General features: G+C 53.7%; 21 protein-coding genes. 6 read left to right on the forward strand and 15 right to left on the reverse strand.

Going from position 1 to position 26044, the window contains the following annotated elements; genetic code table 11:
- Positions 1-203 precede the first annotated feature (203 nt).
- Complete coding sequence (gene yajD, locus VRC33_RS16870) at positions 204-551, forward strand: HNH nuclease YajD (protein WP_338557483.1); 348 nt, start codon at positions 204-206, stop codon at positions 549-551.
- 163 nt (positions 552-714) lie between these two features.
- Here yajD and katG read toward each other — a convergent pair whose 3' ends face one another.
- Positions 715-2925, reverse strand: a complete 2211-nt coding sequence (gene katG / locus VRC33_RS16875) for a catalase/peroxidase HPI (RefSeq protein ID WP_338557484.1) — start codon at positions 2923-2925, stop codon at positions 715-717.
- A 268-nt stretch (positions 2926-3193) separates the two neighbouring features.
- On the opposite strand from katG, the gene VRC33_RS16880 reads away from it, so the two are divergent.
- Complete coding sequence (locus tag VRC33_RS16880) at positions 3194-4093, forward strand: AEC family transporter (RefSeq protein ID WP_338557485.1); 900 nt, start codon at positions 3194-3196, stop codon at positions 4091-4093.
- 94 nt (positions 4094-4187) lie between these two features.
- Here the strand turns inward: VRC33_RS16880 and VRC33_RS16885 are convergent, their stop codons facing one another.
- Positions 4188-5090, reverse strand: a complete 903-nt coding sequence (locus VRC33_RS16885; protein WP_338557486.1) for a LysR family transcriptional regulator — start codon at positions 5088-5090, stop codon at positions 4188-4190.
- Between the two features lie 127 nt (positions 5091-5217).
- Between VRC33_RS16885 and VRC33_RS16890 the strand changes: the two genes are divergently transcribed.
- On the forward strand, positions 5218-6069 hold the full coding sequence (locus tag VRC33_RS16890) for a nitroreductase family protein (protein ID WP_338557487.1): 852 nt from the start codon (positions 5218-5220) through the stop codon (positions 6067-6069).
- Positions 6070-6168: 99 nt separating this feature from the next.
- On the opposite strand, the gene VRC33_RS16895 is transcribed toward VRC33_RS16890, so the two are convergent.
- From VRC33_RS16895 to guaB, 3 genes are all read right to left on the reverse strand, one after another.
- Positions 6169-6381 carry a hypothetical protein gene (locus VRC33_RS16895; RefSeq protein ID WP_338557488.1) on the reverse strand — a complete coding sequence of 71 codons (213 nt, stop codon included), beginning with the start codon at positions 6379-6381 and terminating at the stop codon, positions 6169-6171.
- A gap of 500 nt (positions 6382-6881) precedes the next feature.
- Positions 6882-8462, reverse strand: a complete 1581-nt coding sequence (gene guaA / locus VRC33_RS16900; protein WP_338557489.1) for a glutamine-hydrolyzing GMP synthase — start codon at positions 8460-8462, stop codon at positions 6882-6884.
- A gap of 81 nt (positions 8463-8543) precedes the next feature.
- Positions 8544-10010, reverse strand: coding sequence for an IMP dehydrogenase (guaB, locus tag VRC33_RS16905; protein ID WP_338557490.1), 1467 nt, complete (start codon positions 10008-10010; stop codon positions 8544-8546).
- A 170-nt stretch (positions 10011-10180) separates the two neighbouring features.
- Between guaB and xseA the strand changes: the two genes are divergently transcribed.
- From xseA to VRC33_RS16920, 3 genes are all read left to right on the forward strand, one after another.
- Positions 10181-11560, forward strand: a complete 1380-nt coding sequence (gene xseA / locus VRC33_RS16910) for an exodeoxyribonuclease VII large subunit (protein WP_338557491.1) — start codon at positions 10181-10183, stop codon at positions 11558-11560.
- 159 nt (positions 11561-11719) lie between these two features.
- Positions 11720-12736, forward strand: a complete 1017-nt coding sequence (locus VRC33_RS16915) for a M4 family metallopeptidase (protein ID WP_338557492.1) — start codon at positions 11720-11722, stop codon at positions 12734-12736.
- Positions 12733-13065 carry a protealysin inhibitor emfourin gene (locus VRC33_RS16920; RefSeq protein WP_338557493.1) on the forward strand — a complete coding sequence of 111 codons (333 nt, stop codon included), beginning with the start codon at positions 12733-12735 and terminating at the stop codon, positions 13063-13065. Before VRC33_RS16915 ends, VRC33_RS16920 begins: the two co-directional genes overlap by 4 nt.
- Before the next feature lie 210 nt (positions 13066-13275).
- Here the strand turns inward: VRC33_RS16920 and VRC33_RS16925 are convergent, their stop codons facing one another.
- The 10 genes from VRC33_RS16925 to ndk all read right to left on the reverse strand — a co-directional run bounded on the left by VRC33_RS16925 (position 13276) and on the right by ndk (position 25963).
- Positions 13276-15708 carry a membrane-bound PQQ-dependent dehydrogenase, glucose/quinate/shikimate family gene (locus VRC33_RS16925; RefSeq protein WP_338557494.1) on the reverse strand — a complete coding sequence of 811 codons (2433 nt, stop codon included), beginning with the start codon at positions 15706-15708 and terminating at the stop codon, positions 13276-13278.
- Positions 15709-16200: 492 nt separating this feature from the next.
- Positions 16201-17694, reverse strand: coding sequence for a ribosome biogenesis GTPase Der (gene der / locus VRC33_RS16930; RefSeq protein WP_338557495.1), 1494 nt, complete (start codon positions 17692-17694; stop codon positions 16201-16203).
- A 167-nt stretch (positions 17695-17861) separates the two neighbouring features.
- Positions 17862-19043 (reverse strand): outer membrane protein assembly factor BamB, encoded by a 1182-nt coding sequence (gene bamB / locus VRC33_RS16935; protein WP_338557496.1) that lies wholly within the window; start codon positions 19041-19043, stop codon positions 17862-17864.
- 44 nt (positions 19044-19087) lie between these two features.
- The gene (locus tag VRC33_RS16940; RefSeq protein ID WP_338557497.1) at positions 19088-19708 is read right to left on the reverse strand and encodes a YfgM family protein; all 621 of its coding nucleotides are present in this window, start codon (positions 19706-19708) and stop codon (positions 19088-19090) included.
- A 38-nt stretch (positions 19709-19746) separates the two neighbouring features.
- A complete protein-coding gene (gene hisS / locus VRC33_RS16945) occupies positions 19747-21021 on the reverse strand; it encodes a histidine--tRNA ligase (protein WP_338557498.1) in 1275 nt (424 codons plus the stop codon).
- A 97-nt stretch (positions 21022-21118) separates the two neighbouring features.
- Positions 21119-22240 (reverse strand): flavodoxin-dependent (E)-4-hydroxy-3-methylbut-2-enyl-diphosphate synthase, encoded by a 1122-nt coding sequence (gene ispG, locus VRC33_RS16950; RefSeq protein WP_338557499.1) that lies wholly within the window; start codon positions 22238-22240, stop codon positions 21119-21121.
- A 34-nt stretch (positions 22241-22274) separates the two neighbouring features.
- Positions 22275-23267, reverse strand: a complete 993-nt coding sequence (gene rodZ, locus VRC33_RS16955) for a cytoskeleton protein RodZ (protein ID WP_338557500.1) — start codon at positions 23265-23267, stop codon at positions 22275-22277.
- Positions 23257-23988: a type IV pilus biogenesis/stability protein PilW gene (pilW, locus tag VRC33_RS16960; RefSeq protein ID WP_338557501.1), complete on the reverse strand. Its 732-nt coding sequence runs from the start codon at positions 23986-23988 to the stop codon at positions 23257-23259. The genes rodZ and pilW overlap by 11 nt, the downstream gene beginning before the upstream one ends.
- An 83-nt stretch (positions 23989-24071) precedes the next feature.
- Entirely contained in the window at positions 24072-25241 is a 1170-nt protein-coding gene (locus tag VRC33_RS16965; protein ID WP_338557502.1) for a bifunctional tRNA (adenosine(37)-C2)-methyltransferase TrmG/ribosomal RNA large subunit methyltransferase RlmN, read from the reverse strand.
- 290 nt (positions 25242-25531) lie between these two features.
- Positions 25532-25963 carry a nucleoside-diphosphate kinase gene (ndk, locus tag VRC33_RS16970; RefSeq protein WP_013203396.1) on the reverse strand — a complete coding sequence of 144 codons (432 nt, stop codon included), beginning with the start codon at positions 25961-25963 and terminating at the stop codon, positions 25532-25534.
- Between the last annotated feature and the right edge of the window lie 81 nt (positions 25964-26044).

Raw genomic sequence — 26044 nt, forward strand, 5'->3', positions numbered from 1 at the left:
CAGGTCGACGTTGCAATAGCATCTTTGTGATCAACGTCCACTTCTGGCACAAAACAGAGAGTGAGCAGGCGTTGTACACCCGCTTTCCGGCACAAAAGTCCGCTGTTGCGGATGCCCCTGTTTCATCTCTCCTTCTGTTCCAATATGGGATATATTAAGGGCATTATCGTCAAATTTTCTCTTTGTAACAGGTAACAACGGCAATGGCTCTGATCCCGAAAAACTATGCGCGGCTGGAAAGCGGCTACCGTGAGAAAGCACTCAAAATCTATCCGTGGGTATGTGGACGCTGCTCGCGGGAGTTTGTTTATTCAAACCTGCGTGAATTAACGGTCCACCACATCGATCATGACCACACCAATAACCCGGCAGATGGCAGTAACTGGGAGCTGTTGTGTCTCTATTGCCATGATCACGAACACTCGAAGTACACTGAAGCTGACCAGTACGGCACAAACGTTGTGGCGGGTGAGGATGCGCAAAAAGATGTTGGTGAAGCAACCTATAACCCGTTCGCCGATTTAAAGTCGATGCTTAATAAGAAGAAATAACAGGTGCTCCACCCTGCTCCCTGAGCCTGCACTTTGTCGATAAAAAAAGCCCGCTCAGTTTCCTGAGCGGGCTTTTTACTTTCAGAACTCTGAATATCAGGTTTCAGGTTTCAGGTTTCCGAACTCAAAATTTTCAGCCGCCCGTAACAGCGGCTAAAACCTGTCAGAGATCAAACCTGTCCAGGTTCATGACTTTGGTCCAGGCTGCCACAAAGTCTTTCACAAACTTCTCTTTGGCGTCGCCGCTGGCATACACCTCAGCGCTGGCGCGCAGTACGGCGTTTGAACCAAACACCAGGTCGGCACGGGTAGCGGTGAATTTAACTTCGCCTGTTATCCGGTCCCGTCCTTCAAAGCGTTCTCCGGAAGGATCTGTTGCTTTCCATTCCGTGCGCATATCAAGCAGATTAACGAAGAAGTCGGTGTTGAGTTCCCCAACTTTGTCCGTGAGAACGCCCTGCTGACCGCTGTCGTAATTTGCACCCAAAGCGCGTAACCCGCCGACCAGTACCGTTAACTCCGGCACGGTGAGCGTCAGTTGCTGAGCTTTGTCGATCAGAAGATTTTCTGTCGAGGTTCTGGCAGAAGCCCCGCGATAGTTACGGAATCCGTCTGCTTCAGGCTTCAGCCATTCAAAAGAGTCGCTGTCCGTCTGATCCTGACGTGCATCAACACGCCCCGGTGTGAAAGGCACCTCAATCTCTGCACCGACCGCTTTCGCCGCCTGCTCAACGCCCACCACGCCAGCCAGCACAATCACATCTGCAAGAGAGGCTTTCGGGAAGGATTGCTGAACAGATTCCAGGGTTGGCAACACGCGGGCGGCAATGGCGTTCACTTCCCAGCCTCTTTGCGGTTGCAACGCCAGACGTGCACCGTTTGCGCCACCACGTTTGTCACCCCCACGGAAGGTGGAAGCCGAAGCCCAGGCCACGGAAGTCAGTTCGCCAACCGTCAGTCCGATAGCCAGGATTTTTTCTTTCAATTGGGCAATATCAGCCACCGTCGGGTGATAAACCGGCACCGGCAAGGGGTCCTGCCAGATTAAATCTTCTTTTGGCACTTCCGGGCCGATATAACGCGCTTTTGGCCCCATATCTCTGTGGGTCAGTTTGTACCAGGCTCTGGCAAAGGCTTCGTTAAAAGCCTGAGGATCGTTATGGAAACGACGCGAGATTTTTTCAAATTCCGGGTCGAAACGCAGCGTCAGATCGGTAACCAGCATGGTCGGCTTGCGTTTTTTCGCAGCATCAAATGGATCGGGAATAATGTCCGGTGCATTGACCGCCTCAAACTGGATCGCTCCGGCAGGGCTGCGTGTCTGAACCCACTCATATTTGAACAGGTTTTCGAAGAAATAATTGCTCCACTGGGTCGGCGTCTGTGACCAGATGACTTCAAGCCCGGAGGTGATGGAATCAGCGCCCACACCGGTTCCGTGACTGCTCGCCCAGCCCAGCCCCTGCGCTTCAAGCGGCGCGGTTTCAGGATCAACGCCCACATGGCTGGCGGGCCCAGCCCCATGCGTTTTCCCCAGCGTATGGCCGCCGGCAATTAACGCAACGATCTCTTCATCGTTCATCCCCATGTTGCCGAAGGTGGCACGGATAGCCGGGGCGGCCGAAGCCGGGTCACCGCTGTGTTCGGGGCCTTCAGGGTTGACGTAGATCAGCCCCATTTCAGTGGCACCTAACGGTGACTCCGCCAGAGATTCAGGGTGACGGTGTTCCAGCCAGGTGGCCTCATCGCCCCAGTTCACGTCCAGGTCAGGTTCCCAGACGTCTTCACGCCCGGCGCCAAAACCAAAGGTGCGGAAGCCGGCATTTTCCAGCGCAACGTTGCCTGCAAGAATATACAGGTCAGCCCAGGAAATTTTCTGACCATATTGCTGTTTCACCGGCCACAATAAACGGCGTGCCTTATCAAGGCTGACGTTATCTGGCCAGGAATTCAGAGGAGCGAAACGTTGCTGACCGCGACCCGATCCACCACGGCCATCAACAGAGCGGTAAGTCCCGGCGCTGTGCCACGCCATACGGATGAACAGGCCAATGTAGCTGCCCCAGTCGGCTGGCCACCAGGGCTGCGATTCAGTGAGCAAGGCTTTCAGATCGGCTTTGAGTGCAGAGTAGTCAAGTTTGGCGAATTCTTTGCGATAATCAAAAGCTTCGCCCAGCGGATTGGAGCGTGCCGAATGCTGATTCAGCAGATCAACTCTCAGTTGGTTAGGCCACCAGTCCCGGTTACCCCGACCGCCACCAGACGCTTTGTTGCTGCTTCCCCTATGGAAAGGACATTTAGCCACATCGGCTTCTCTGTCTGCTTCCACTATAGGTCTTGCATCGTTTGCTTCTTCATCAATAGAACTGCTCATGCTCACACTCCTGTTATGTAGTTTGACAGCTACTTTATACGCAGAACCGTGCGGGTCACATTTGAATCACCCTATGTAATTGATAGCTGTTCCCGTGATATTTGAAGAAGAATTGTGAGGAGGGAGACAAAAAAAATGCTGAGGGCATCACGCTGGATTTTGATTTTCATCATGTCCCCCAGGCCGTTCCGCGTGGGCAAATTCCCCCTGACAGAGGGCAAGGCTTCAGTAATAATGAAATTCGCCTGTTAATGCCGGAGTTGTCATCGTGAGCGTTCCCCAAACCATCCTGCCCATTTTCCTGTTGATCATTCTGGGTTATGTTCTGGCCCGACGGGGTGCACTGGATCCACACGCCAACAAAGCGCTGGGAGGTCTGGCATTTAAGCTGTTTATGCCGATGGTATTGTTTACGGGAATGGTGAATGCGCCGCTGCACAACGGATTGAACATACGCAATCTGGTGGCCTACTTTGTTCCCGCGCTGATCATTTTTGCCGTAGTGAACTTTTTCACCCACCGCAGCCTGAAGCACCCCACTCCCTTTGGCCTGACCGCTTCGTTTTCTAACAACGTGCTGATCGGTCTGGCTATGGTTGCCGGGCTGTACGGGGATGCGGGATTAGTGCTGCTGTTTACCGTGCTGGCGGTACACAGCCTGATGTTGTTCAGCTTCCAGAGTCTGTATAGCTGCCTGACCAGTAGCGAACCCTTCAAACCCAGCGTATTACTGGCAAGCCTGGCTAATCCCATGATTATCGGGCTGCTGCTGGGTACAGCGGTGAATCTTGCGGGAATTGGCCTGCCGGACTGGAGTATGAAACTGGCCACCTGGCTGGCACAGGCCGCACTGCCCTGCGCGCTGATTGTTTTGGGGGCGAATCTCTCCGGTTACAAACTGCGTCCGGACGGATATGTAGTGGCTGTTACTGTCGCCAAGCTGGCCGTGATGCCGCTGCTGGTTTTGCTGGCCTGCCTGCTACTGGAGATCGACGGGATGCCGCGCGCGATCCTGGTCCTGATGGCGGCCAATCCCTCTGGCATCAACGTGCTGGGTTTTTCCCGCTCGCTGCAGGACACCCAGAGAACCAGTTCAGCCATCTGCCTTACCACCCTGCTGTCGATGGCTACGCTCCCTTTATGGATCTGGATTAATGGTCTGATTTGAGGTGACAGATGATACTCATGATCGGGCGACAATGATCCAGCTGAAAAATGCTTGAAAGCGCGCTTCCAGAATGACTCACCTTCCCGTTGAATATTTAAGGCTCCTGGTATTCAGAAAACCGTTCAGCGAGCCAGTCGATAAACAGCCTGAGCCGGACATTAAGCTGCCTGGTGGGGGGATAGATAACAGAAATCGGGATGCGTAAGTTGGTCATATCATCCATTACGGTAACCAGCTCCCCTGACCGGATGAACCGGGCGGCCACTGATGCGTGCGTTTGTCCAACGCCCAGACCGTTGACGAGCATATTTATCTGCGATGCGCTGTCATTGGCGGCTATATCAAAGCGAACCAGAAATTTTTCCGCGCCCCGGTTACGGAAACGGAGCGGCCAGACCTCCCCCGTTGCAGCGCTGAAATAACCTATGATTTTATGGTTGCTCTCAAGATCTGTCAGACTTTCTGGAATGCCATAACGTTCAAGATAACCCGGACTTGCACAGGTTATCAGCCGATCCTTGTAGAGCGTTTTTGCTTTCAGCGAAGAGTCAGCCAATTCTCCGGCACGTATCACGCAATCAACGCCCTCTTTAATAAGATTGACCGGCCTGTCACCGACGCCGAATGCCAATTGTATATCCGGATAACGTTCCCGGAACTCTCCCAGCATGGGGATTAATACGAAGCTCGCCATTGAAGAATGCAGATCTATGCGCAGCCGCCCTTTTGCGGCTGTGCCCATATCGCGCATCGCCGCTTCGGTTTCATCAATTTTTGTAACAAGCCTGCTTATCCGGCGGTAATACTCCGCGCCTTCCGTCGTCAGGATCACGGATCGGGTTGTTCGCTGTATCAGCCTGATGCCCAGATGGGCCTCAAGATCCCGTAAAGCTTTACTGACGGTTGAGCGAGGCATACCGAGGTGAGCCGCAGCCTTTGTAAAAGAGCGCGTTTCAACAATGCGCTGAAACGTACGTATAGCAATTAGATGATCCATACCTCTGCATCTCCTTCTTGGTTATTGTGCATCTGTATGGAAACAGAAGGCAGAAAAGCGGGGATTATCTGGCTGCGAATCCCCGGTATTCTTCAGTCATTAAGCCACAACTCTGGAGATAAGATCTATGCCCCTGTCTGAAGATAAGCTGGCAGCGCTGCTTGACCAACGTTACGGTGCAGCCCAGCAAAAGCCCGAAAATATTATCCTTACCCCTCAGGTAGAAGCCATGCTGAGGCATAAATCCGTTCGTACCTTTCTGCCGGATGCCCTTCCGGATGGTGCGATCGAAACGATGGTTGCCGCAGCGCAGTCTGCATCTAATTCATCGGGACTTCATCAGTGGAGCCTGGTAGCGGTAACGGATAAGCAACTGAAACAGAAAATTGCTGATACCGTTGCACGTACCGTACCTACTGACCGTATCCCCTATCTTGAGGAAGCCCCCGTGCTGCTGCTCTGGGTTGCAGACTTATCCCGTGGAGCGGATATCACCAGGGAGAGAGGTGAAGAACCGATCGTATTTGACTACCTCGATTCCTTTTTAATGGCGTCAGTAGATGCGTCCCTTGCCTCACAAAACGCAGCCTTGGCCGCTGAGTCTATGGGGCTTGGGATTGTCTATATGGGACTGATGCGAAATGCTGCAAGAGAAGTGGCAGAGCTGATCAATCTGCCACAACACAGCTTTGTCACTTTTGGTATGGTGGTAGGAAAACCCGACAGTACCCGTACCAGCAGCATTCGCCCCCGTCCGGCTCAGCCTGTGGTTCTGCATTACAATCAGTACGATCCCAGGCGTTATCGTGATTATCTGGCAGGTTTTGAACAAGCTTTTCTCGATTTCCGCACCACACAGAATATGAATCCCAGGACCTGGCAGGATGCTGTCCATGAATCGGCCACCAGCATGGATTACATGGGCGGCAGGGAAAAGCTGCGTGACACAGTAGAATCGCGCGGTTTTAAACTGAAATAAAAAAACTGCACCTTACTCAGTTGGGTTTCCAACTTTTGGGGTGCAGTTCCACCTGCTCTTCAGGACTAATCATATCGAAGGGTTCTTTGAGAGGAGGCATTACTTGTGTTCACCTCGAACCTTTCCCAAAAAGTAACTTACGAGATATACAATGGCGAAAGATCCGATAAAAGCAGTAAACTTCAAAGCAATATTGTCGAATATAAATAAAGAAAAAATCGCAATAAAGCTCATTACTACTGTTACAGTTCCTTGTAATGCATGAGCAAAAAACCAACCAAGGGCTTTACTCAGCCATGTTACAAATTTCATTATTAATCCTTTTGCACATTTCTGGTTGGCTGCTGATGAATTCCAGATAGGGTTTTAGCTGGTCTTCTACAACAAAGTAAACCATGTCCAGTCCTTCGCGCTGCACTTTCCAGTAGATTACCGGGTAATGATTCTTCATCCTGCGGCTTGCTAATGCGGCTTCTTCAATTAATCCCTGCCACATCCCGGCACTGAGTGTGAAACTGGCTCTTGCACCATATAATGTTCTCCATGCATAGGTGCCCCTGGCATGTTTCACGATGGTTGTTGCTATTACTTGAGAAGCTAATAACTGACCGCCGTGACCTACCAGCCTGCCGTTCCCAATTGCTTATAGCCAATACCACCCCAAAAAAACTGCACCTTACTCAGTTGGGTTTCCAACTTTTGGGGTACAGTTCTTAAAGCGGGCTTCAGAAGGTGACTTACTGGTTCATACCGGGCCAGCCTGATTGTTTCCACCCTGAACCTATTACTGCCAGGCTAACCCGGCAGCAAAATCATTCCCACTCAATCGTCGCTGGTGGTTTACCGGAGATATCGTAAACCACGCGGGAGATGCCGTTGATCTCGTTGATGATGCGGTTAGAGACGCGGCCCAGGAATTCATATGGCAGGTGCGCCCAGTGTGCGGTCATAAAGTCGATGGTTTCCACTGCACGCAGTGAAACAACCCAGTCGTATTTACGGCCATCGCCCATCACGCCTACAGAACGCACTGGCAGGAACACGGTGAAGGCCTGGCTGACTTTGTTGTACAGGTCGGCTTTGTGCAGTTCTTCAATGAAGATTGCATCAGCACGGCGCAGCAGATCGCAGTACTCTTTCTTCACTTCACCCAGTACGCGCACGCCCAGACCCGGACCCGGGAACGGGTGACGGAACAGCATGTCGTGCGGCAGACCCAGTTCCAGACCGATTTTACGCACTTCGTCTTTGAACAGCTCTTTCAGCGGCTCAACCAGACCCAGCTTCATCTCTTTCGGCAGGCCACCCACGTTGTGGTGTGATTTGATCACGTGCGCTTTGCCGGTGGCAGAAGCGGCAGATTCAATCACATCCGGATAGATGGTGCCCTGTGCCAGCCATTTCACGCCTGGCAGAGCCGTAGCGTGCTCGTCGAACACTTCCACAAAGACGCGACCAATGATTTTACGTTTTGCTTCCGGCTCTGCTTCACCCGCCAGCGCATCCAGGAAACGAGCTTCCGCTTCCACATGGATGATGTTCAGGCCGAAGTGGTCGCCAAACATGTCCATAACCTGGGTAGCTTCGTTCAGACGCAGCAGGCCGTTGTCCACAAATACGCAGGTCAGACGGTCGCCAATTGCACGGTGCAGCAGCATCGCGGTCACGGAAGAGTCCACGCCGCCAGAGAGGCCCAGAATCACTTTGTCGTTGCCTACCTGCTCACGCAGACGTTCAACGGTATCTTCAATGATTTTCGCAGGCGTCCACAGCGCTTCGCACTGGCAGATATCACGGATAAAACGCTCAAGCAGACGCAGACCCTGACGGGTGTGGGTCACTTCCGGGTGGAACTGCACGCCGTAGAAACGTTTTTCTTCATTGGCGATAATCGCAAACGGGCAGCTTTCGGTGCTGGCTACGGTAACAAAGTCAGACGGGATAGCCGACACTTTGTCGCCGTGGCTCATCCACACATCCAGCAAGGGTTTACCCTCTGCACTCAGTGAGTCTTCGATATCGCGGGTCAGGGCACTTTTCACTGCCACTTCAACCTGCGCATAACCGAATTCACGCTCGTTAGAGCCTTCCACTTTGCCGCCCAGCTGCATAGCCATAGTCTGCATACCGTAGCACACACCCAGCACTGGAACACCGGCGTTAAAGACGTAATCTGGCGCACGCGGGCTGGCGTGTTCAGTGGTACTTTCCGGGCCACCTGACAGGATGATGCCGTTCGGGTTGAACCCACGGATCTGCTCTTCGGTGACATCCCACGCCCAGAGTTCACAGTAGACGCCCAGTTCACGCACGCGGCGTGCCACCAGCTGCGTATACTGCGAGCCGAAATCAAGGATCAGAATGCGATGTTTATGAATATTTTCCGTCGTCATTGGGCTATTCCAGAGCGATATATCAAATTCAGGGAGAAGGAGTAAAACGCCCGGCTGAGCCGGGCGGATAATGCTGGGGTATTACGAACCCATGCGGTAGTTCGGGGATTCTTTAGTGATGGTCACATCGTGAACGTGACTTTCCGAAATACCGGCGCCGCTGATGCGGACAAATTCCGCTTTGGTGCGCAGGTCGTCGATAGTAGCACAGCCGGTCAGACCCATACAGGAGCGCAGGCCGCCCATCTGCTGGTGAACAATCTCTTTCAGCAGGCCTTTGTAAGCCACGCGACCTTCAATCCCTTCCGGCACCAGTTTGTCTGCTGCGTTATCGGTCTGGAAGTAGCGGTCTGAAGAGCCTTTGGACATCGCGCCCAGAGAACCCATGCCACGGTAGGATTTGAAAGAGCGACCCTGGTAGAGTTCGATTTCGCCAGGAGATTCATCGGTACCAGCCAGCATAGAACCGACCATCACGGCGGAAGCACCAGCCGCGATAGCTTTAGCGATATCGCCAGAGAAGCGGATGCCGCCATCAGCGATAACCGGGATACCGGTGCCTTCCAGCGCCGCTACTGCATCAGAGACTGCGGTGATTTGTGGAACACCAACGCCAGTTACGATACGGGTAGTACAGATTGAGCCTGGGCCGATACCGACTTTCACTGCGCTCACGCCCGCTTCAACCAGTGCCAGAGCACCAGCGCCAGTAGCGACGTTGCCGCCCACGATTTGCAGGTCAGGATATTTAGCACGGGTTTCACGAATACGTTGCAGAACGCCTTCGGAATGGCCATGTGAAGAGTCGATCAACAGCACGTCAACGCCCGCAGCGACCAGCGCATCCACACGCGTTTCGTTACCCGCGCCAGCGCCTACAGCAGCACCCACACGCAGACGGCCATGCTCGTCTTTACAGGCGTTAGGTTTACGCTCGGCTTTCTGGAAGTCTTTAACGGTGATCATGCCCAGCAGATGGAAACTGTCATCCACCACCAGCGCTTTTTCCACACGCTTTTCGTGCATCTTGTGCAGCACGACTTCGCGGGCTTCACCTTCACGCACGGTAACCAGACGATCTTTAGGCGTCATTACGGCAGAAACAGGCAGGCTCAGGTCGGTCACAAAGCGCACGTCACGGCCGGTGATGATCCCGACCAGTTCGTTTTCGCCGTTAACGACCGGGTAACCGGCAAAGCCGTTACGTTCGGTCAGCGCTTTCACATCGCTCAGGGCGGTGGTCGGCAGAACGGTCTGCGGATCGGTAACCACTCCACTTTCATGCTTCTTCACCCGGCGAACTTCTTCTGCCTGGTGTTCGATAGACATGTTTTTGTGGATAAAGCCCATGCCGCCTTCCTGCGCCAGTGCGATAGCCAGGCGTGAATCGGTCACGGTATCCATGGCAGCAGAGAGCATAGGAATGTTCAGTCGGATGTTTTTGGTAAGCTGGGTGCTGAGGTCAGCCGTGTTGGGTAACACAGTGGAATGTGCAGGAACGAGCAGAACGTCGTCAAATGTCAGGGCTTCTTTAGCGATTCTTAGCATGGCAATATCTCAACCTCAGGGTGAATGAGAACTTGTAAAATATTGCCGCGGCATTATACAGGCCGTAATCGATTGCGCCCAGCATTATTTACGAAAAGTTCTTGATCCCTCCAGTAAGGACTGTAGTATCGGTCAATTAACCCTCTGATTTAAAGTTTGATCTTCATCACATGTCGCTACCGCCAAATGCCAATATTTTTACCGTCAGCCGTCTGAACACCACAGTGCGAAAGCTGCTGGAGATGGAAATGGGCCAGGTCTGGCTGAGTGCTGAAATCTCCAACTTCTCCCAGCCCTCTTCCGGCCACTGGTATTTCACCTTAAAAGATGACGGCGCCCAGGTGCGTTGCGCGATGTTCCGCAACAGCAATCGCCGGGTCTCTTTCCGTCCGCAAAACGGGCAGCAGATTCTGGTCAGGGCGACCATTACGCTGTACGAACCGCGGGGGGATTACCAGCTGATTGCCGAGAGTATGCACCCGGCTGGTGAAGGGTTGCTGCAACAGCAGTTTGAGCAGCTCAAGCAGAAGTTGCAGGGTGAAGGTCTTTTTGAACAGAGTCACAAGCAGGCGCTTCCCGATCCGGCGCATCAGGTTGGGGTCATCACCTCCTCCACCGGTGCAGCCCTGCATGACGTGCTGCGCGTATTGCACCGCCGCGATCCCTCATTGCCTGTCATTATTTACCCTACCCCGGTTCAGGGTGTTGATGCTCCGGCAAGCATTGTCCGCGCAATTGAAGTGGCTAACGCCCGTGGCGAGTGCGACGTGCTGATTGTAGGCCGTGGCGGTGGTTCGCTGGAAGATCTCTGGAGCTTTAACGATGAGCGCGTCGCCCGCGCCATTTATGCCAGCCGCATCCCCATCGTCAGCGCCGTAGGGCATGAGACGGATGTGACCATTGCCGATTTTGTTGCCGATCTGCGTGCGCCTACCCCCTCAGCCGCTGCGGAACTGGTCAGCCGCAACCAGATTGAGCTGCTGCGCCAGTTGCAGTCACAGCAAACCCGGCTGGAGATGGCGATGGATTATTTCCTCGCCCAGAAGAACCGCATTTACACCCGTTTGCAGCATCGCCTTCAGCAGCAACACCCTCAGTTACGCCTGGCACGGCAGCAGACCTCGCTGATGCGCCTGCAACGCCGCCTGGACGACGCAATCCAGCTAAGGGTGCGTCAGGCTACTCATCGGCAGGAACGCGCTGAGCAGCGTCTGAGCGCGATTCAGCCGCAGACCCGCATTCACCGCTCACAGCAGCAACTGCAGCAATGGCAATATCGTTTGCAGCAGGCAATGCAGACGCAGCTCAACGGCGGTAAACAGCAATTTTCCACCCTGACCGCCCAGCTGGAAGGCGTCAGTCCTTTGGCTACCCTGGCACGAGGATTCAGCGTGACTACGGCGGCAGATGGTCAGGTGGTGAAAAAGACCCGTCAGTTGCAGACCGGGGATACGCTGAAAACCCGTCTGGACGATGGCTGGGTAGAGAGTGAAGTGACCGCGATCACGCCAGTTAAAAAAACACGCGCGAGTAAAAAGAGCTCTGATTAACTCCTCACGGCCTGACGATCCTCTCCCTCCCCGTCAGGCCGAAGTATGGCAACTCTGAATGACAATTTGACCACCTGGAAAGTAAGGGTTTAATCCCTGCCCTTCCGCTTGATGGCGACTATACTTCCCTGACACTTACCCAAGACCAGGGAGCCTGTTATGCGCTATGGCATCATTCCCCCCTATATACTGCGCAATATTGTTGATAACGGTTCCGGCCATCAGCAAAGTTGTGCGCTGCAAACCCTGACGCATGTCCAGTCGCTGATGGCTGAGAGCTTGATAAAACCCGAAGCCGCCCCAACCACCGTGCCGGGTGTTGTGCAGCGGGAAATTTACGACTCGGCTCAGACCCAGAACCTGCCGGGAACGCTGGTGCGCAGTGAAGGCCAGCCCGACAATAACGATGTGGCAGTCACCGAAGCCTATGACTATTTAGGCTTCACTTACGATCTCTTCTGGCAGGTATACCAACGCAACTCCCTGGACAACAAAGGCTTGCCGCTGAAAGGAACAGTGCATTACGGCAAGGAGTATCAGAATGCTTTCTGGAACGGTCAGCAGATGGTCTTCGGGGATGGCGATGGCGAAATCTTTAACCGCTTTACCATTGCGATGGATGTGGTGGGCCATGAGCTGGCGCATGGCGTCACAGAGACCGAAGCGGGACTTATCTACTTCGAACAGGCTGGCGCGCTCAATGAATCGCTGTCGGATGTCTTTGGCTCACTGGTGAAGCAGTTCCACCTGAAACAGACTGCCGACCAGGCTGACTGGATCATTGGTGAAGGGCTGCTGGCTGAAGGCATCAACGGTATAGGGCTGCGTTCGATGTCAGCCCCCGGCACCGCTTACGACGATCCCCTGCTGGGCAAAGATCCTCAACCTGCGACTATGCAGGACTATATCCAGACCCGCGAAGATAATGGCGGCGTTCACCTCAATTCTGGTATTCCCAATCATGCCTTTTATCTCGCTGCGAAAGCGCTGGGCGGTTATGCCTGGGAACTGGCGGGCTACGCCTGGTACGACACCGTTTGCGATAAAACGCTGCCGCAGGATGCCGACTTCAAAACCTTTGCCGGGTTTACGATACAACACGGACAGAAGCGGTTTAATAAGGCGGTTGGACAGGCCATAGAGGATGCCTGGAGAGAGGTCGGCGTATTATCATGAACGCATTACCGGAACTCAGCGACGATGCGGTTATCGACGTGGCGCGCGAAGGTGGGTTTGCCTATATCCCCAAACTCTCTGGCCCCAGAAGGATCGCCCTGGCGCAGCTCAGCCTGCCTCAGCGTGAACATGTCTGTAGCGTGTTGCGTCAGGCGATCTCACTGGGCGAACCTCCAGGAGCGGATAACCGCGCAGGCCAGGGCGATCAACGTTATTTTCGTATTGAGATCAGCTATGCCACCTCGCAGCAGGTGGGCAATATCGTGCTGATTATTCCTGAGGAGCAGGCTCCACCAGAGCTGGTTGAGTTGTGGAAGGAGGGGCAGTAGCGCCTTCTGCATCAGACGCATCCTGAATCATTAGCATCACCTGCCCTGTCACCCGGCGGGAACAAACCATAAAAAAAGCCCCTTCATTGCCGAAGGGGCTCAGACTATTTACAAACTCCGAAGCGGTGGGAGTCTGCACTTTGTCAGTAATCTAAGCCCCTCCGTTGCTGAGGGGCTTAGCTGTCAGACGTCAGGGTTTCCCCTCAAAGCTTATTTATCCAGTGAGAAAGCAATCACGTAGTCACCACGATCCGGTGACTGACGTGCGCCGCCAGCACTGATCAGGATGTACTGCTTACCATTTTTTGGAGAAACGTAGCTGATTGGGCCGCCCTGGCTACCTACTGGCAGACGGGCTTTCCAGACTTCTTTACCGGTAGAGGTATCGAAGGCGCGCAGGTAGTAGTCCTGCGTTCCCGCGATAAACACCAGTCCGCCCTGAGTTGCCAGCGTACCGCCCAGCGTAGGCATACCAACCGGCATCTGCGCACGCATTTTGATACCAAAAGGACCGGTATCCTGCACGGTGCCAACCGGAACCTGCCACACCATCTTCTGCGTTTTCAGATCGATGGCAGAAAGCGTACCAAACGGCGGCTTCTGGCAAGGGATGCCCAGCGGAGACATAAAGCGGTTTTTGTTGACGGCAAAAGGCGTCCCTTTTAACGGCACAGCGCCCATACCGGTATTGATAGCTTCACCACCATTACTGCCGCGTGCGATAGCGCCAGTATTAGCCGGGATCATCTGCACCCACAGGCCAAGACGCATATCGTTAACGAAGATATAGTGATTGTTCGGATCGGTAGAGAGGCTGCCCCAGTTCATACCACCCAGCGAGCCTGGGAAACTCAGCGCCTTATCAGTGCCCGGTACGGTATACAAACCGTCATAACGCATCGATTTAAAGGCCACACGGCAGGCGAGCTGATCGAACGGCGTCGCGCCCCACATATCAGACTCTTTCAGCGTTTCTGCGCCAATCTGCGGCATACCTACAGACTTAGGCTGCGTTGGGGTGTACTGCTCGTCCGGGATGTTGCCTTTTTTGACCGGAACTTCTTTGACTTCGGTCAGCGGCTTGCCGGTCATACGATCCAGCACGAAAATCTGCCCCGCTTTGGTGCCGATGACCACGGCTGGCTTGCTGGTGCCGTCTTTCATCGGGAAGTCGATCAGACTTGGCTGCATCGGCAGGTCAAAGTCCCACAGATCGTTATGGACGGTCTGATAAACCCACTTCTCTTTACCGGTAGTCGCATCAACAGCCAGGACAGAAGCGCCATATTTATGGTTCAGCGCGGTACGCGTTGCGCCATACAGGTCTACCGAAGAGCTTCCCATTGGCATAAACACGGTGTTCATGGATGGATCGTAGGACATCGGAGCCCAGGAGTTAGGCGTACTGCGGGCATAGTCCTGGCCCGGCTGCAATTTTGCATTCGGATCGTCGTTGCCCGTATCAAATGCCCAACGCATCTGTCCGGTGATCACGTCGAAACCGCGAATCACGCCGCCAGGCATATCGGTCTGGACGTTATCCGCTACGCGGCCACCAATTACCACGGTAGTTCCAGCCAGGGTTGGCGCAGAGGTCAGCTGATATTTTGGATCCTGCGCTTCGCCCAGGCCCGCTTTCAGGTCAACCACGCCGTGGTCGCCGAAGTTCTGGCACAGCTCGCCATTATCGGCATTGATCGCCATCAGGCGCGCATCGATGGTATTCATCAGCAAACGGCGCTGACAGGTGTCACCAGCGGCCAGCGTCGCCTGCGGCACTGGTGTAGAACCAGGAGCGGAAGGCTGAGTCAGCGGTTTAGTGGCATCGAAATAGGCCAGACCACGACAACGGTTCCAGACTTCTGCCTGTGCATTGACCACGTGTTCCCAAATCTTTTTACCCGTATCGGCTTGAACCGCGATCACGTTATTGTGCGGCGTACACAGATAGAGCACGTTGCCAATTTGCAAAGGCGTTTGCTGATCTTCCGCACCGTTGCCGGTTGGGCTTTCAGGAATGTCTCCGGTATGGAAAGTCCAGGCTACTTTCAGATCTTTCACGTTATCGCGGGTAATCTGATCCAGTGCCACAAAACGGCTACCTTCCGGCGTGTTGCCGTAGTTATCCCAGTTTTTCTGCTGCTGGTCTTTTGCAACCGGCACCAGAGGCAATTCCTGACCGTCAGCCACGGTTGGGTGAGGCTGGAACATCTGGAACAGCGTCACCAGCAGGCCAGCAACCAGTACCACGGAAACGGCGTAAGCGGGTTTGGCAGCAGAAGATTTACCTTCACGCTTGCGCAAGGCAGGCAGGGTAATCAGCGCCAGCAGCAGTAAACCTGCCAGGGTCATCAGACGTGATACCAGCGGCCAGAAATCGATGCCGGCATCCTGCACGGCCCAGATGGCCGAGCCGATAAACACCAGCGCAAAAATAATCACGGCGGAGGATTTGCGGCGGAAGAATTGAATAGCGGAAAGGACGGTGAACACGCCGGCAATCACGAAATACCAGCTGCCGCCCAGTGAAACCAGTTTCCCACCACCAATCACAAAGAAAAGGCCGGTCGCCAGTAATACTAAGCCCAGCACAACGCACCACAAGCTCAGCCATTTTGACGGCCGGGCATTCGTTTGAGACATGGTAAAAATACTCCTGAATAAAATAGGGCTTAAGCACGAACTTCATTTTCTCTGCCCCCTGAAACCGGCTGGCTTCTGGATCTGAGAGAAATGATCAATCTACTTAAGTCACTACACTCATTAACAATTCGATACGGGCTGCTCCCGTCATTTGTCACCTTAGGCCAGGGCTGACGCCACTTTAACGCGACTGAGGCCCGCAGATAACCGAAAAAGTGTACCATGTGGTTCGTAAATAAATAAACACAAACTTAACAAACTTCACACTTCCAGCCTTTTTACCGGGCAGGGTAAAAACGCCTGTGAATAGTTCAGGTTCACAATTATTCATTGTAGCTGATACAAAGAAAGGAATTTAACGATGAAAAAAGAGAGGTAAAACGCGAAGAAAAACGTCAAAGAGCAGGAGTAATAATAATAGAAGGAATAAATAAAGCGGCTTATATCTGCATGAATGGAATAAACAAAAGGGGCCATCAGGCCCCTCAGGTATTAACGTTTGTTTTTCTTTAAATGACTCATCAAACGCTGGCGCTTACGCTGCTGGTTCGGGGTCAGCAGGTTGCGTTTCCCTTCATACGGGTTATCCCCTTCCTTAAACTGGATGCGGATAGGCGTACCCATCACTTCCAGTGAACGACGGAAATAGTTCATCAGGTAGCGTTTGTAAGAATCCGCCAAATCTTTCACCTGATTACCATGGATAACCACGATAGGTGGGTTGTATCCACCAGCGTGGGCATATTTCAGCTTCACGCGGCGACCACGAACCAGCGGCGGCTGATGGTCATCCGCGGCCATGTGCATGATGCGGGTCAACAGAGAGGTGCTGACACGACGCGTTGAGCAGTCATAAGCTTCGGTTACCGATTCAAACAGATTACCCACGCCGCTGCCATGCAGGGCAGAGATGAAGTGAATACGGGCGAAGTCGATAAAGCCCAGACGGAAGTCCAGCGTCTCTTTCACTTCGTCACGTACTTCCTGCGACAGGCCATCCCATTTGTTAACCACAATCACCAGCGAACGTCCGCTGTTGAGGATAAAGCCCAGCAGTGACAGATCCTGATCGGAGATGCCTTCACGGGCATCAATCACCAGCATCACCACGTTTGCATCTTCAATAGCCTGCAGCGTTTTGATCACCGAGAATTTTTCAACGGTTTCGGTAACCTTGCCGCGCTTACGCACACCGGCCGTATCAATCAGGATGTACTCGCGATCGTCGCGTTCCATCGGGATATAGATACTGTCACGGGTGGTGCCGGGGGCATCAAATACCACCACACGATCTTCACCCAGAATGCGGTTGGTCAGCGTGGATTTACCCACATTTGGACGACCCACAATCGCCAGTTTGATCGGCAGATCCAGCGGGTTGAAGTCATCTTCGGCTTGCGCCGCTTCTGCTTCGTCCTTCTCTTCCGCCTCTAACTCAGCCCAGTAGGCCGCGTTAGCTTCTTCATCTGTGAGAGGTACCGCTTCTGCTTCATCTTCCCGATATGGCAGTAGAACTTCTTCCAGCAGGCTGGTGACGCCACGGCCATGAGAAGCAGCAATCGCATGAATCTCGCCCAGGCCCAGGGAATAAAAATCGACTACGGCAGAATCAGGATCCATGCCGTCGGTTTTATTCGCCACCAGGAAGGTGGGTTTCTCACGCGAGCGCAGATGCTGGGCAATAGCTTTATCAGCAGGCATCAGGCCGGCACGGGCATCGACCATAAACAGCACAATATCCGCTTCTTCAATTGCCAGCAGAGACTGGGTAGCCATGCGCGTTTCCACGCCTTCTTCGTTGCCATCAATACCGCCGGTATCGATGCAAATAAACTCCTGCCCTTCAACTTCCGCACGACCATACTTGCGGTCACGCGTTAGCCCAGGAAAATCCGCCACCAGCGCATCTCGGGTGCGCGTTAAACGGTTAAACAGGGTGGATTTTCCCACATTGGGACGCCCGACAAGCGCGACCACAGGTACCATATTGAAGCCTCATTACAAAAAATTAAGCGCCTCATACAGAATAGACATGTATGACAAATAAAGTGCTGATGCACGCGCTGAAGGCGTAAGAATACCACGCCCGGAGAAAAACGAAACGGCCCCTGACGAATCAGGAGCCGTTGCAGAGCAAAGTCAGAGCGGTGAAATTAGCGGGTGAACGCGTAAACTTCGCCACCCTTTGCCTGAATTAACAACTTGTCACTGGCTACCACTGGCTCGGTCTGGAAGCCTGAGCTGTCCACATCCTGCTGAGCAACAAAGCGACCATCGTCAGTATTGATCCAGTGCAGATAACCTTCGGCATCACCTACAACCAGGTAGCCATTATAAAGCACCGGTGAAGTCAGGTTACGGTGCAGCAGATCGCTCTGGCGCCAGATGGTCACGCCACCTTCCGTATTCAGGGCCACTACGCGGTCATCCTGATCGATCAGGTAGATACGTCCACCGTCTACGATCAGATCGTGAACAGAACCGATTTCACGCTTCCACAGAATCTGACCAGAACGCAGATCCATCGCGGTCAGGTTGCCATTGTAAGCCAGGGCATAAACAACACCGTTAACCACTACCGGCGTGGTATCCACGTCCGAGAGGCGATCGATCTCTGTTGCGCCGCTAGGCTGAGAAATACGCTGCTGCCAGATAATCTGGCCCTGGTTCATCATTACCGCACTGACGCGGCCATTATCACCACCCACAATAGCGGCACCAAAGGCTGCGGTAGGGGCCGATTCGCCACGCAGTGACAGCGCAGGCACATCCAGATTTACCGACCACTTCACCACGCCGCTGGTTTGATCCAGACCCTGCAGCATGCCGTTACTGGTATGAACCAGCACCAGGCCATCGCTGACGACCGGACGGGAAAGCACTTCACCGGCAGCTTTAGTCTGCCAGGTAACGGAACCATCACTGGTGCTCAATGCATAAACCTGACCACGTTCGCTGCCAATGTAGATCTGACTTGCATCAACGGTTACGCCACCCGAAAGCAGCGCAGGACGGTTGCGGGAGAAGAAGCCCGTTTTCTCAGAGAGATCCACTTTCCACTGCTCTTTCCCGTCGCCCGCATTCAGGGCTTTCACGATGCCATGACGATCGGCGGCATAAACGGTACTTTCTGCCCAGGCCGGATGCAGGTTTGAGTAGTAATCACCCACACCATCCCCTACTGAGGTGCTCCAGACTTTTTCCGGGGTAAACTGATTTTCGACTTTTGGCAGCGGTGACATTTTAACCACGTCTTCTTCGCCGCTGAACCATGAACATCCGCTGAGTAAAGTGACTGAAATCAGTCCCGGCAGAAGTATCTTACGCAATTCCATGAAATCCCTCTTGAGCCTGTGGAGGCAATTTTATACCGCGGAATTTAACCGGGTAGATTATTCATTTTCATCTGCAGCATCTCTTTCAGCGCCGGAGACGCGTCAGAAGCGATGCCTTTACTCCAGGCCTCGCGCGCGCCCTTCGCGTCGCCCTTGCTGAGCAGGGCTTCTCCGCGTACGTCCGCTACGATTGCCGTCCAGCCATCACCTTTGATGGCATCGAGGGTTTTCACCGCCTCGTCAGCTTTTTTCTGCTGAACCTGAATACGCGCCAGGCGCAGATTCAGTACGGCTTGCAGGTTAGCGTCTTTAGTATCTTTCAGACCGCTTTGCAGCTGGCTGGCCGCTTTATCGAGCTGGTTGCTGTCGACATAACGCTTAGCCAAATCCAGAGAAGCCAGCGCACCATAGGTGTTGCTGTTTTCACTGGCAAATTTCGCCGCTGCTTCCAGCGTGGCTGGCTTGCTGCTGTCCAGCGCGCCTGAGACTTGCTGATAAGCCGCAGAGGCTTCACGGCTGCTGCCATCCTGATGGCTGCTCCAGTAGTGCCAGCCCGTCAGTGCGCCAATCCCAATAATCACGCCGACCACCAGCGCTTTACCGTTCTGGGCAAAAAAGCCGCGTAACGCATCTACCTGTTCGTTTTCGTTGCTATAGACTTCCACGCAAACCTTCTCCTTTAAAACCGCGATACCGCTAAGGCTTATTTCAACATCGCTGCCAGTGTTGCTGCAGCATCACGCTGCGCCAGCGTCTGTTGCTCGCCATTGCGCAAATCTTTAATTGTTACCTGGTCTTTGGCCACTTCATCTTCACCCAGCATCAGTGCCACGCGAGCGCCCCACTTGTCTGCACGGGCAAACTGCTTCTTGAAGTTACCGCCGCCAAAGTTGGTCATCAGTTTCAGTGAGGGGTCCATATCGCGAACCTGTTCGGCCAGCAACATGGCCGCAGACTGCACGCCCTGCCCCGAAGCGATAACATAGACATCGACAATGCGCGTCGGTTCAAATTCCGGGTTAACTGCCTGAACCAGCAGCACCAGACGTTCGAGGCCCATGGCGAAACCAACGCCTGGCGTGGCACGGCCACCGAGTTGCTCAACCAGACCATCGTAACGGCCTCCGCCACATACGGTGCCCTGTGAACCCAGGCTGGTGGTTACCCACTCAAAGACCGTACGGTTGTAATAATCCAGACCGCGCACCAGGCGCTGATTAACTTTGTAAGCGATACCCGCCGCATCCAGCAACTGACACATGCCCGCAAAATGTTCACGCGACTCGGTGTCCAGATAGTCACTGAGTTCCGGCGCAGAATTCAGCAGCGCCTGAACCTCAGGATTTTTGCTGTCCAGCACCCGCAGCGGATTGGTGTACATGCGACGCTTGCAATCTTCGTCCAGCACATCCTGATGCTGCTCAAGGAAGGCGATCAGCGCATCACGGTAATTTGCACGCGCTTCCAGTGAGCCGATGGAGTTCAATTCCAGGCTTACGTGGTCGGCAATGCCCAGCGCCTTCCACCAGCGGGCAGTCATCATGATCAGTTCAGCATCGATGTCCGGCCCCTGCAGGCCAAACACTTCAACACCCATCTGATGGAACTGGCGATAGCGCCCTTTCTGCGGACGCTCGTAGCGGAACATGGGGCCAACGTACCAGAGACGCTGTTCCTGATTGTACAGCAGACCGTGTTCGATACCGGCACGCACGCAGCCTGCCGTTCCTTCCGGACGCAGCGTCAGGCTTTCGCCGTTACGGTCGTCAAAGGTGTACATCTCTTTTTCAACCACGTCGGTGACTTCACCGATAGCGCGTTTGAATAACGGGGTCTGCTCTACAATCGGCAGGCGGATTTCACTGTAGCCATAGCTGGCCAGCACCTGTTTGAGGATCTGCTCAATGCGTTGCCATACTACGGTTTCCGCAGGAAGGTAATCATTCATACCGCGGATAGCCTGGATATTCTTCGCCACTTTTTATTCTCTTATTAACTCAGGGGCTGGATAAATGCCCGCCCGATAACCTGACAGCGGTCATCACAGTAGCCGTTATACCAGCCCAAAATACGATTTATTTTTCAACCTGCTGAATTTCAATACGGCGGCTTTCGTCCATCATTGACGCTTTGGCACGAATACGGGCCTCAAGCTGGTCGATCATGTCGTCATTATCCAGACGCTCGCGCAGGCGCACACCGTCTTCATAGAAACCGCTTTTCTTATTGCTTCCGGTCACACCTAAGGTGGAAACCAGCGCTTCACCGGGACCATTGACCACGCAGCCGATAATGGAAATATCCATCGGGGTGACAATATCCTCCAGACGCTGCTCCAGCGCGTTGACTGTTCCGATCACATCAAATTCCTGACGTGAACAGGTTGGACAGGCAATAAAGTTGATGCCGCGTGAGCGAATGCGCAACGACTTCAGGATATCAAAGCCGACCTTCACTTCTTCTACCGGATCGGCGGCCAGTGAGATACGCAGGGTATCGCCGATGCCTTCAGAAAGCAGCAGACCCAGCCCGATGGCAGATTTAACCGATCCCGCGCGCGCGCCACCAGCTTCAGTGATCCCGAGGTGCAGAGGTTGATCGATCTGCTTAGCCAGCAGGCGATAAGATTCCACGGCCAGGAAGACATCGGAAGCCTTTACGCTGACTTTGAACTGATCGAAGTTGAGACGATCGAGATGATCCACATGGCGCATAGCGGATTCCAGCAGCGCCTGAGGAGTAGGCTCGCCGAATTTTTCCTGCAGATCTTTTTCCAGCGATCCGGCGTTAACGCCGATGCGGATAGGAATATTGTAATGACGCGCGCAATCCACCACCTGGCGGATACGTTCTTCATTGCCGATATTACCGGGGTTGATACGCAGGCAGTCAACGCCGTACTCGGCAACTTTCAGTGCAATGCGGTAATCGAAATGGATATCAGCCACCAGCGGAACATCGACCTGCTGCTTGATCAGGCGGAAAGCTTCTGCGGCATCCATGGTAGGAACGGAAACGCGAACAATATCGACACCGACACGCTCAAGCGCTTTGATTTGATTGACGGTCGCGGCCACATCTGTAGTTCGCGTATTCGTCATGGACTGCACGGCTATTGGTGCGCCGTCGCCCACTGGCACCTTGCCGACGTAAATGCGCGTTGATTTGCGACGGGTAATGGGTGCTTGGTTATGCATAGTCTTTCTCCACAATTCCTCGCGATCGAATGCGTTATTGCGCACCGACTGACAGGCGAGCAACCTGGTTGGAACGAATGAAACGGCTCAGATCTACTGGCTGTCCCTGGTACTGGATTTGTACTGCGCCCGGCGCGCCAATTTTCAGGCGGTAAGGGGCTGTGCCGGCCAGACTGAGCTTACCACCGCTGCGCTGCATTCCGCTGAACAGTTTTTTACCTGTAGCATCGGTAACTTCCAGCCAGCAATCTTTATTAAAATTCATCACCAGCGCATTAGGGTCAACGGCAGGCGCGCTAACGCCTGCAGAACCGGTAGGCATCTGGCTGTTAGCCGTATTGTCCACGGGCGCCTGTGAAGGCGACACGGCTACGGGCTGCGTGTTAGCTGCGGCATTAGTCGCCGGGGCCGATGGCGCTGCTGGGGTGTTCGACGCCACAGGAGCAGAATTTTCAACAGGTGCCTGAGCACCTGTATCAACCGGCACGCTCTGGGCAGACGTATTGTCTGCCGGCGTGCTGTCATTGCTGTTATCACCCAGCGGGATAGACTGGCTGTTATCCCCGCTGGAGACCGAGTTTTGATCGGCCATTGATACCAGGTCATCCTGAGCCGCCTTGTGGTTTTGCCACCACCAGGCGCCTGTCAGTCCAACTACGACGAACAGTACCAGCCAGGTGAAGATCATTAACCAGCCGTCACGCTTTTTACGGCGTTTTCCCAGTGAAAAGCTCTGCATCGGCTCCACTTTTGCGGCACGAACAGGCGCCTGCTTAGCCATCATCGGCAGCAGTTCCTCTTCTGGCACATGCACCAGACGGGCATAAGAACGGATATAACCACGCAGGAAGGTCGATGCCAGATCGGCAGGCGCCTTGTCCTCTTCGAGATCCCGGACGGTGGAAAGTTTCAGGCAGAGGCGCTCAGCAACATTCTGCTGGGTCAGTCCCATTTGCTCACGGGCACTGCGCAGGCGCTCGCCTGTTGAATTTACTGCTGATTTATCTTGAGTGGCTTCAGTATTCATTAGCTAAATAATGCAGATGCTGTTTCGATTGTGGAAAATTTCGCGCCAGCTGCTGCCCCGCCTGCTTAATGCGTTCGGGGTGCTGCGCCAGCGCGGCGAAGCGAATCTCTAACCACAGACTCTCTGCCGAAGCAGAAAAATTATGGTGATAAACATCTAAAAGGAGCCGCGATATTTCGTGCTCATTCTTTCCAAATCGCCTTTCGGCTTCTGCCAGCAAAACTCTGCCTTTGTCCACAGCGTTTTGTGTCGCCTCAGTCAGCGCGATACGTGCCTTATCCTGCTCTCCGGCCTGCAGATAACAGTAGCCGGCATTTTCCCTTGCATCGGCACGTACGCCGTTTTCAGGGAGTTCAGCGGCTTTGCTGAACTGCTGTTGAGCCGCATCATACTGCCCTAAACTACAGAGAAACGCACCGTAATTATTGATTACGTCGCGGTTTTGTCCCGCCAGCAGCAGCGCCTTCCGGTAATGCTCGCTGGCAGCCCCTCTGTCCTCTGAACGCTGGTAAAACCGCGCCAACGCCAGATGAGTACGATAATCCTGCGGCGATAAGGTCACTGCCTGCTGCAGATTACGCTGAGCGGCGGGCAAATTATCCCTTGCCAGATAATCAAGCCCCAGCTGCAGCCGGATCTGAGTCAGTTCGCCAGGGTACTGAGTCTGCTGGCAACCTGTGAGTAACAGAAGTGCCAGCCAGAGTGGGAATCCTTTGCCCATGTTGCCTCCTGATTTGCGTCAGGCGATATAGTACGCCTTTCAAATCAGGGCTGACAGCGACTGCCAGCGTTGACGCTCAGGTTTCAGAGCGCTTTCACAGAAATGGATTCACCGGCCATTTTTTTACGCAATGTCCGTTTGGTACGGTCAATCACTTCCCCGGCCAGCTGCCCACAGGCGGCATCGATATCGTCGCCACGCGTCTTACGCACAATAGTGGTAAAACCGTAATCCATCAACACTTTAGAAAAGCGGTCGATGCGACTGTTCGAACTGCGACCATAAGGTGCCCCCGGGAAGGGGTTCCACGGGATCAGGTTGATTTTGCACGGGGTGTTCTTTAACAGTTCCGCGAGCTCATGAGCATTGTCCGTGCTGTCATTCACATGATCCAGCATAACGTACTCAATCGTAACCCGGCCCTGATTGGCGTTAGATTTTGCAATGTAACGGCTGACCGCGCCCAGGAACGTCTCGATATTGTACTTTTTATTGATCGGCACAATTTCGTCACGGATCGCGTCATTCGGTGCATGCAGTGAGATTGCCAGCGCAACGTCAATCATGTCGCCCAGTTTATCCAGCGCAGGGACCACGCCAGAAGTTGAAAGCGTAACTCGGCGTTTAGACAGGCCAAACCCAAAGTCATCCAGCATGATTTCCATCGCTGGTACAACATTCTTCAGATTGAGCAGAGGCTCGCCCATGCCCATCATGACCACGTTAGTGATTGGCCGCTGACCAGTGACTTTAGAAGCCCCTATGATTTTTGCTGCACGCCAGACCTGACCAATAATTTCGGAAACACGCAGGTTACGGTTAAATCCTTGCTGAGCCGTGGAACAGAACTTACATTCCAGTGCGCAGCCAACCTGCGAAGAGACGCAGAGAGTGGCACGATCTTTCTCAGGGATGTATACGGTTTCAACCTGTTGACCGCCCACGTTAATGACCCATTTGATGGTGCCATCGGTTGAGCGATGTTCTTCAGACACTTCCGGTGCGCGGATTTCGGCCAGCTCTTTCAGCTTGCCGCGGAAAACTTTATTGATGTCGGTCATCTCATCAAAATCATCACTGCAGTAATGATACATCCACTTCATCACCTGATCGGCACGGAAAGGTTTCTCGCCCAGACTGGCAAAAAACTCGCGCATTTGCTGACGATTCAGATCGAGCAGGTTGATTTTTTCTTTGTTTGGCGTGGTGATGACGGGTGATGCGGACGACGGAGTCAAAATTTGTTCAGACATAATATTCTCTGGCCTCGTTATTACACGTTATGGCTCTGGGGGACGAAAAGTAGTTACCCTTGGGACATCAGACTGCATGGCATTGGCAACGGTGTGGCTCCCAATAAGTTTAGTAAACCTTTGGGTAAGTGAGCGCAACCAACTCACCGGCAAATTGAACGACCTCAGGTAAAGAAGCGCCCCTGATGAGCAGGCTCATATCAGGGGCGCATTATAATACTAGCGTGAGGCAGCAGGTTAAAGTGCGTTACGGAAATAAATTGTAAACGCCCTGCTTCCCGTGCCGGGTATTAACGGGTGCGTGGGCAAACTTCGCCTTCGCCGAAGAAGTAAGCGATTTCACGGGCAGCAGACTCAGCAGAGTCAGAACCGTGGGTCGCGTTCTCGGTGAAGCTGTCAGCGTAATCTGCACGCAGAGTACCCGCCAGAGCGTTAGCCGGGTTAGTTGCGCCCATCAGGTCACGGTGACGCTGAACGGCGTTCTCGCCTTCCAGTACGGAAACTACAACCGGGCCAGAAGTCATGAACTCTACCAGACCGTCGAAGAACGGCTTGCCCTGGTGCTCAGCGTAGAAACCTTCAGCCTGCTCTTTGCTCAGGTGCAGCATTTTGCTGCCTACAATTTTGAAGCCAGCGCTTTCAAAACGGTTGAAGATGGCACCAATAACGTTTTTTGCCACCGCGTTCGGTTTTACGATAGAAAAAGTACGTTCGATAGTCATATGGACCCCTGTTTGATGTCGAATTTGGCCGGTGGAAAGGCTCCCCGGCCTGGAAAATGGCGCCGATTATAGGGGGCATCG

The organism is Erwinia sp. E_sp_B01_1 (assembly GCF_036865545.1).
Classification (GTDB): Bacteria; Pseudomonadota; Gammaproteobacteria; order Enterobacterales; family Enterobacteriaceae; genus Erwinia.

Coding starts and splice junctions, on each gene's coding strand:
- xseA (WP_338557491.1), top strand. CDS start 10,181: ATGTCGCTACCGCCAAATGCCAATATTTTTACCGTCAGCCGTCTGAAC.
- yajD (WP_338557483.1), top strand. CDS start 204: ATGGCTCTGATCCCGAAAAACTATGCGCGGCTGGAAAGCGGCTACCGT.
- ndk (WP_013203396.1), bottom strand. CDS start 25,963: ATGACTATCGAACGTACTTTTTCTATCGTAAAACCGAACGCGGTGGCA.
- ispG (WP_338557499.1), bottom strand. CDS start 22,240: ATGCATAACCAAGCACCCATTACCCGTCGCAAATCAACGCGCATTTAC.
- guaA (WP_338557489.1), bottom strand. CDS start 8,462: ATGACGACGGAAAATATTCATAAACATCGCATTCTGATCCTTGATTTC.
- pilW (WP_338557501.1), bottom strand. CDS start 23,988: ATGGGCAAAGGATTCCCACTCTGGCTGGCACTTCTGTTACTCACAGGT.
- VRC33_RS16885 (WP_338557486.1), bottom strand. CDS start 5,090: ATGGATCATCTAATTGCTATACGTACGTTTCAGCGCATTGTTGAAACG.
- VRC33_RS16965 (WP_338557502.1), bottom strand. CDS start 25,241: ATGTCTGAACAAATTTTGACTCCGTCGTCCGCATCACCCGTCATCACC.
- VRC33_RS16895 (WP_338557488.1), bottom strand. CDS start 6,381: ATGAAATTTGTAACATGGCTGAGTAAAGCCCTTGGTTGGTTTTTTGCT.
- guaB (WP_338557490.1), bottom strand. CDS start 10,010: ATGCTAAGAATCGCTAAAGAAGCCCTGACATTTGACGACGTTCTGCTC.
- katG (WP_338557484.1), bottom strand. CDS start 2,925: ATGAGCAGTTCTATTGATGAAGAAGCAAACGATGCAAGACCTATAGTG.
- VRC33_RS16890 (WP_338557487.1), top strand. CDS start 5,218: ATGCCCCTGTCTGAAGATAAGCTGGCAGCGCTGCTTGACCAACGTTAC.
- VRC33_RS16920 (WP_338557493.1), top strand. CDS start 12,733: ATGAACGCATTACCGGAACTCAGCGACGATGCGGTTATCGACGTGGCG.
- bamB (WP_338557496.1), bottom strand. CDS start 19,043: ATGGAATTGCGTAAGATACTTCTGCCGGGACTGATTTCAGTCACTTTA.
- VRC33_RS16915 (WP_338557492.1), top strand. CDS start 11,720: ATGCGCTATGGCATCATTCCCCCCTATATACTGCGCAATATTGTTGAT.
- VRC33_RS16925 (WP_338557494.1), bottom strand. CDS start 15,708: ATGTCTCAAACGAATGCCCGGCCGTCAAAATGGCTGAGCTTGTGGTGC.
- der (WP_338557495.1), bottom strand. CDS start 17,694: ATGGTACCTGTGGTCGCGCTTGTCGGGCGTCCCAATGTGGGAAAATCC.
- rodZ (WP_338557500.1), bottom strand. CDS start 23,267: ATGAATACTGAAGCCACTCAAGATAAATCAGCAGTAAATTCAACAGGC.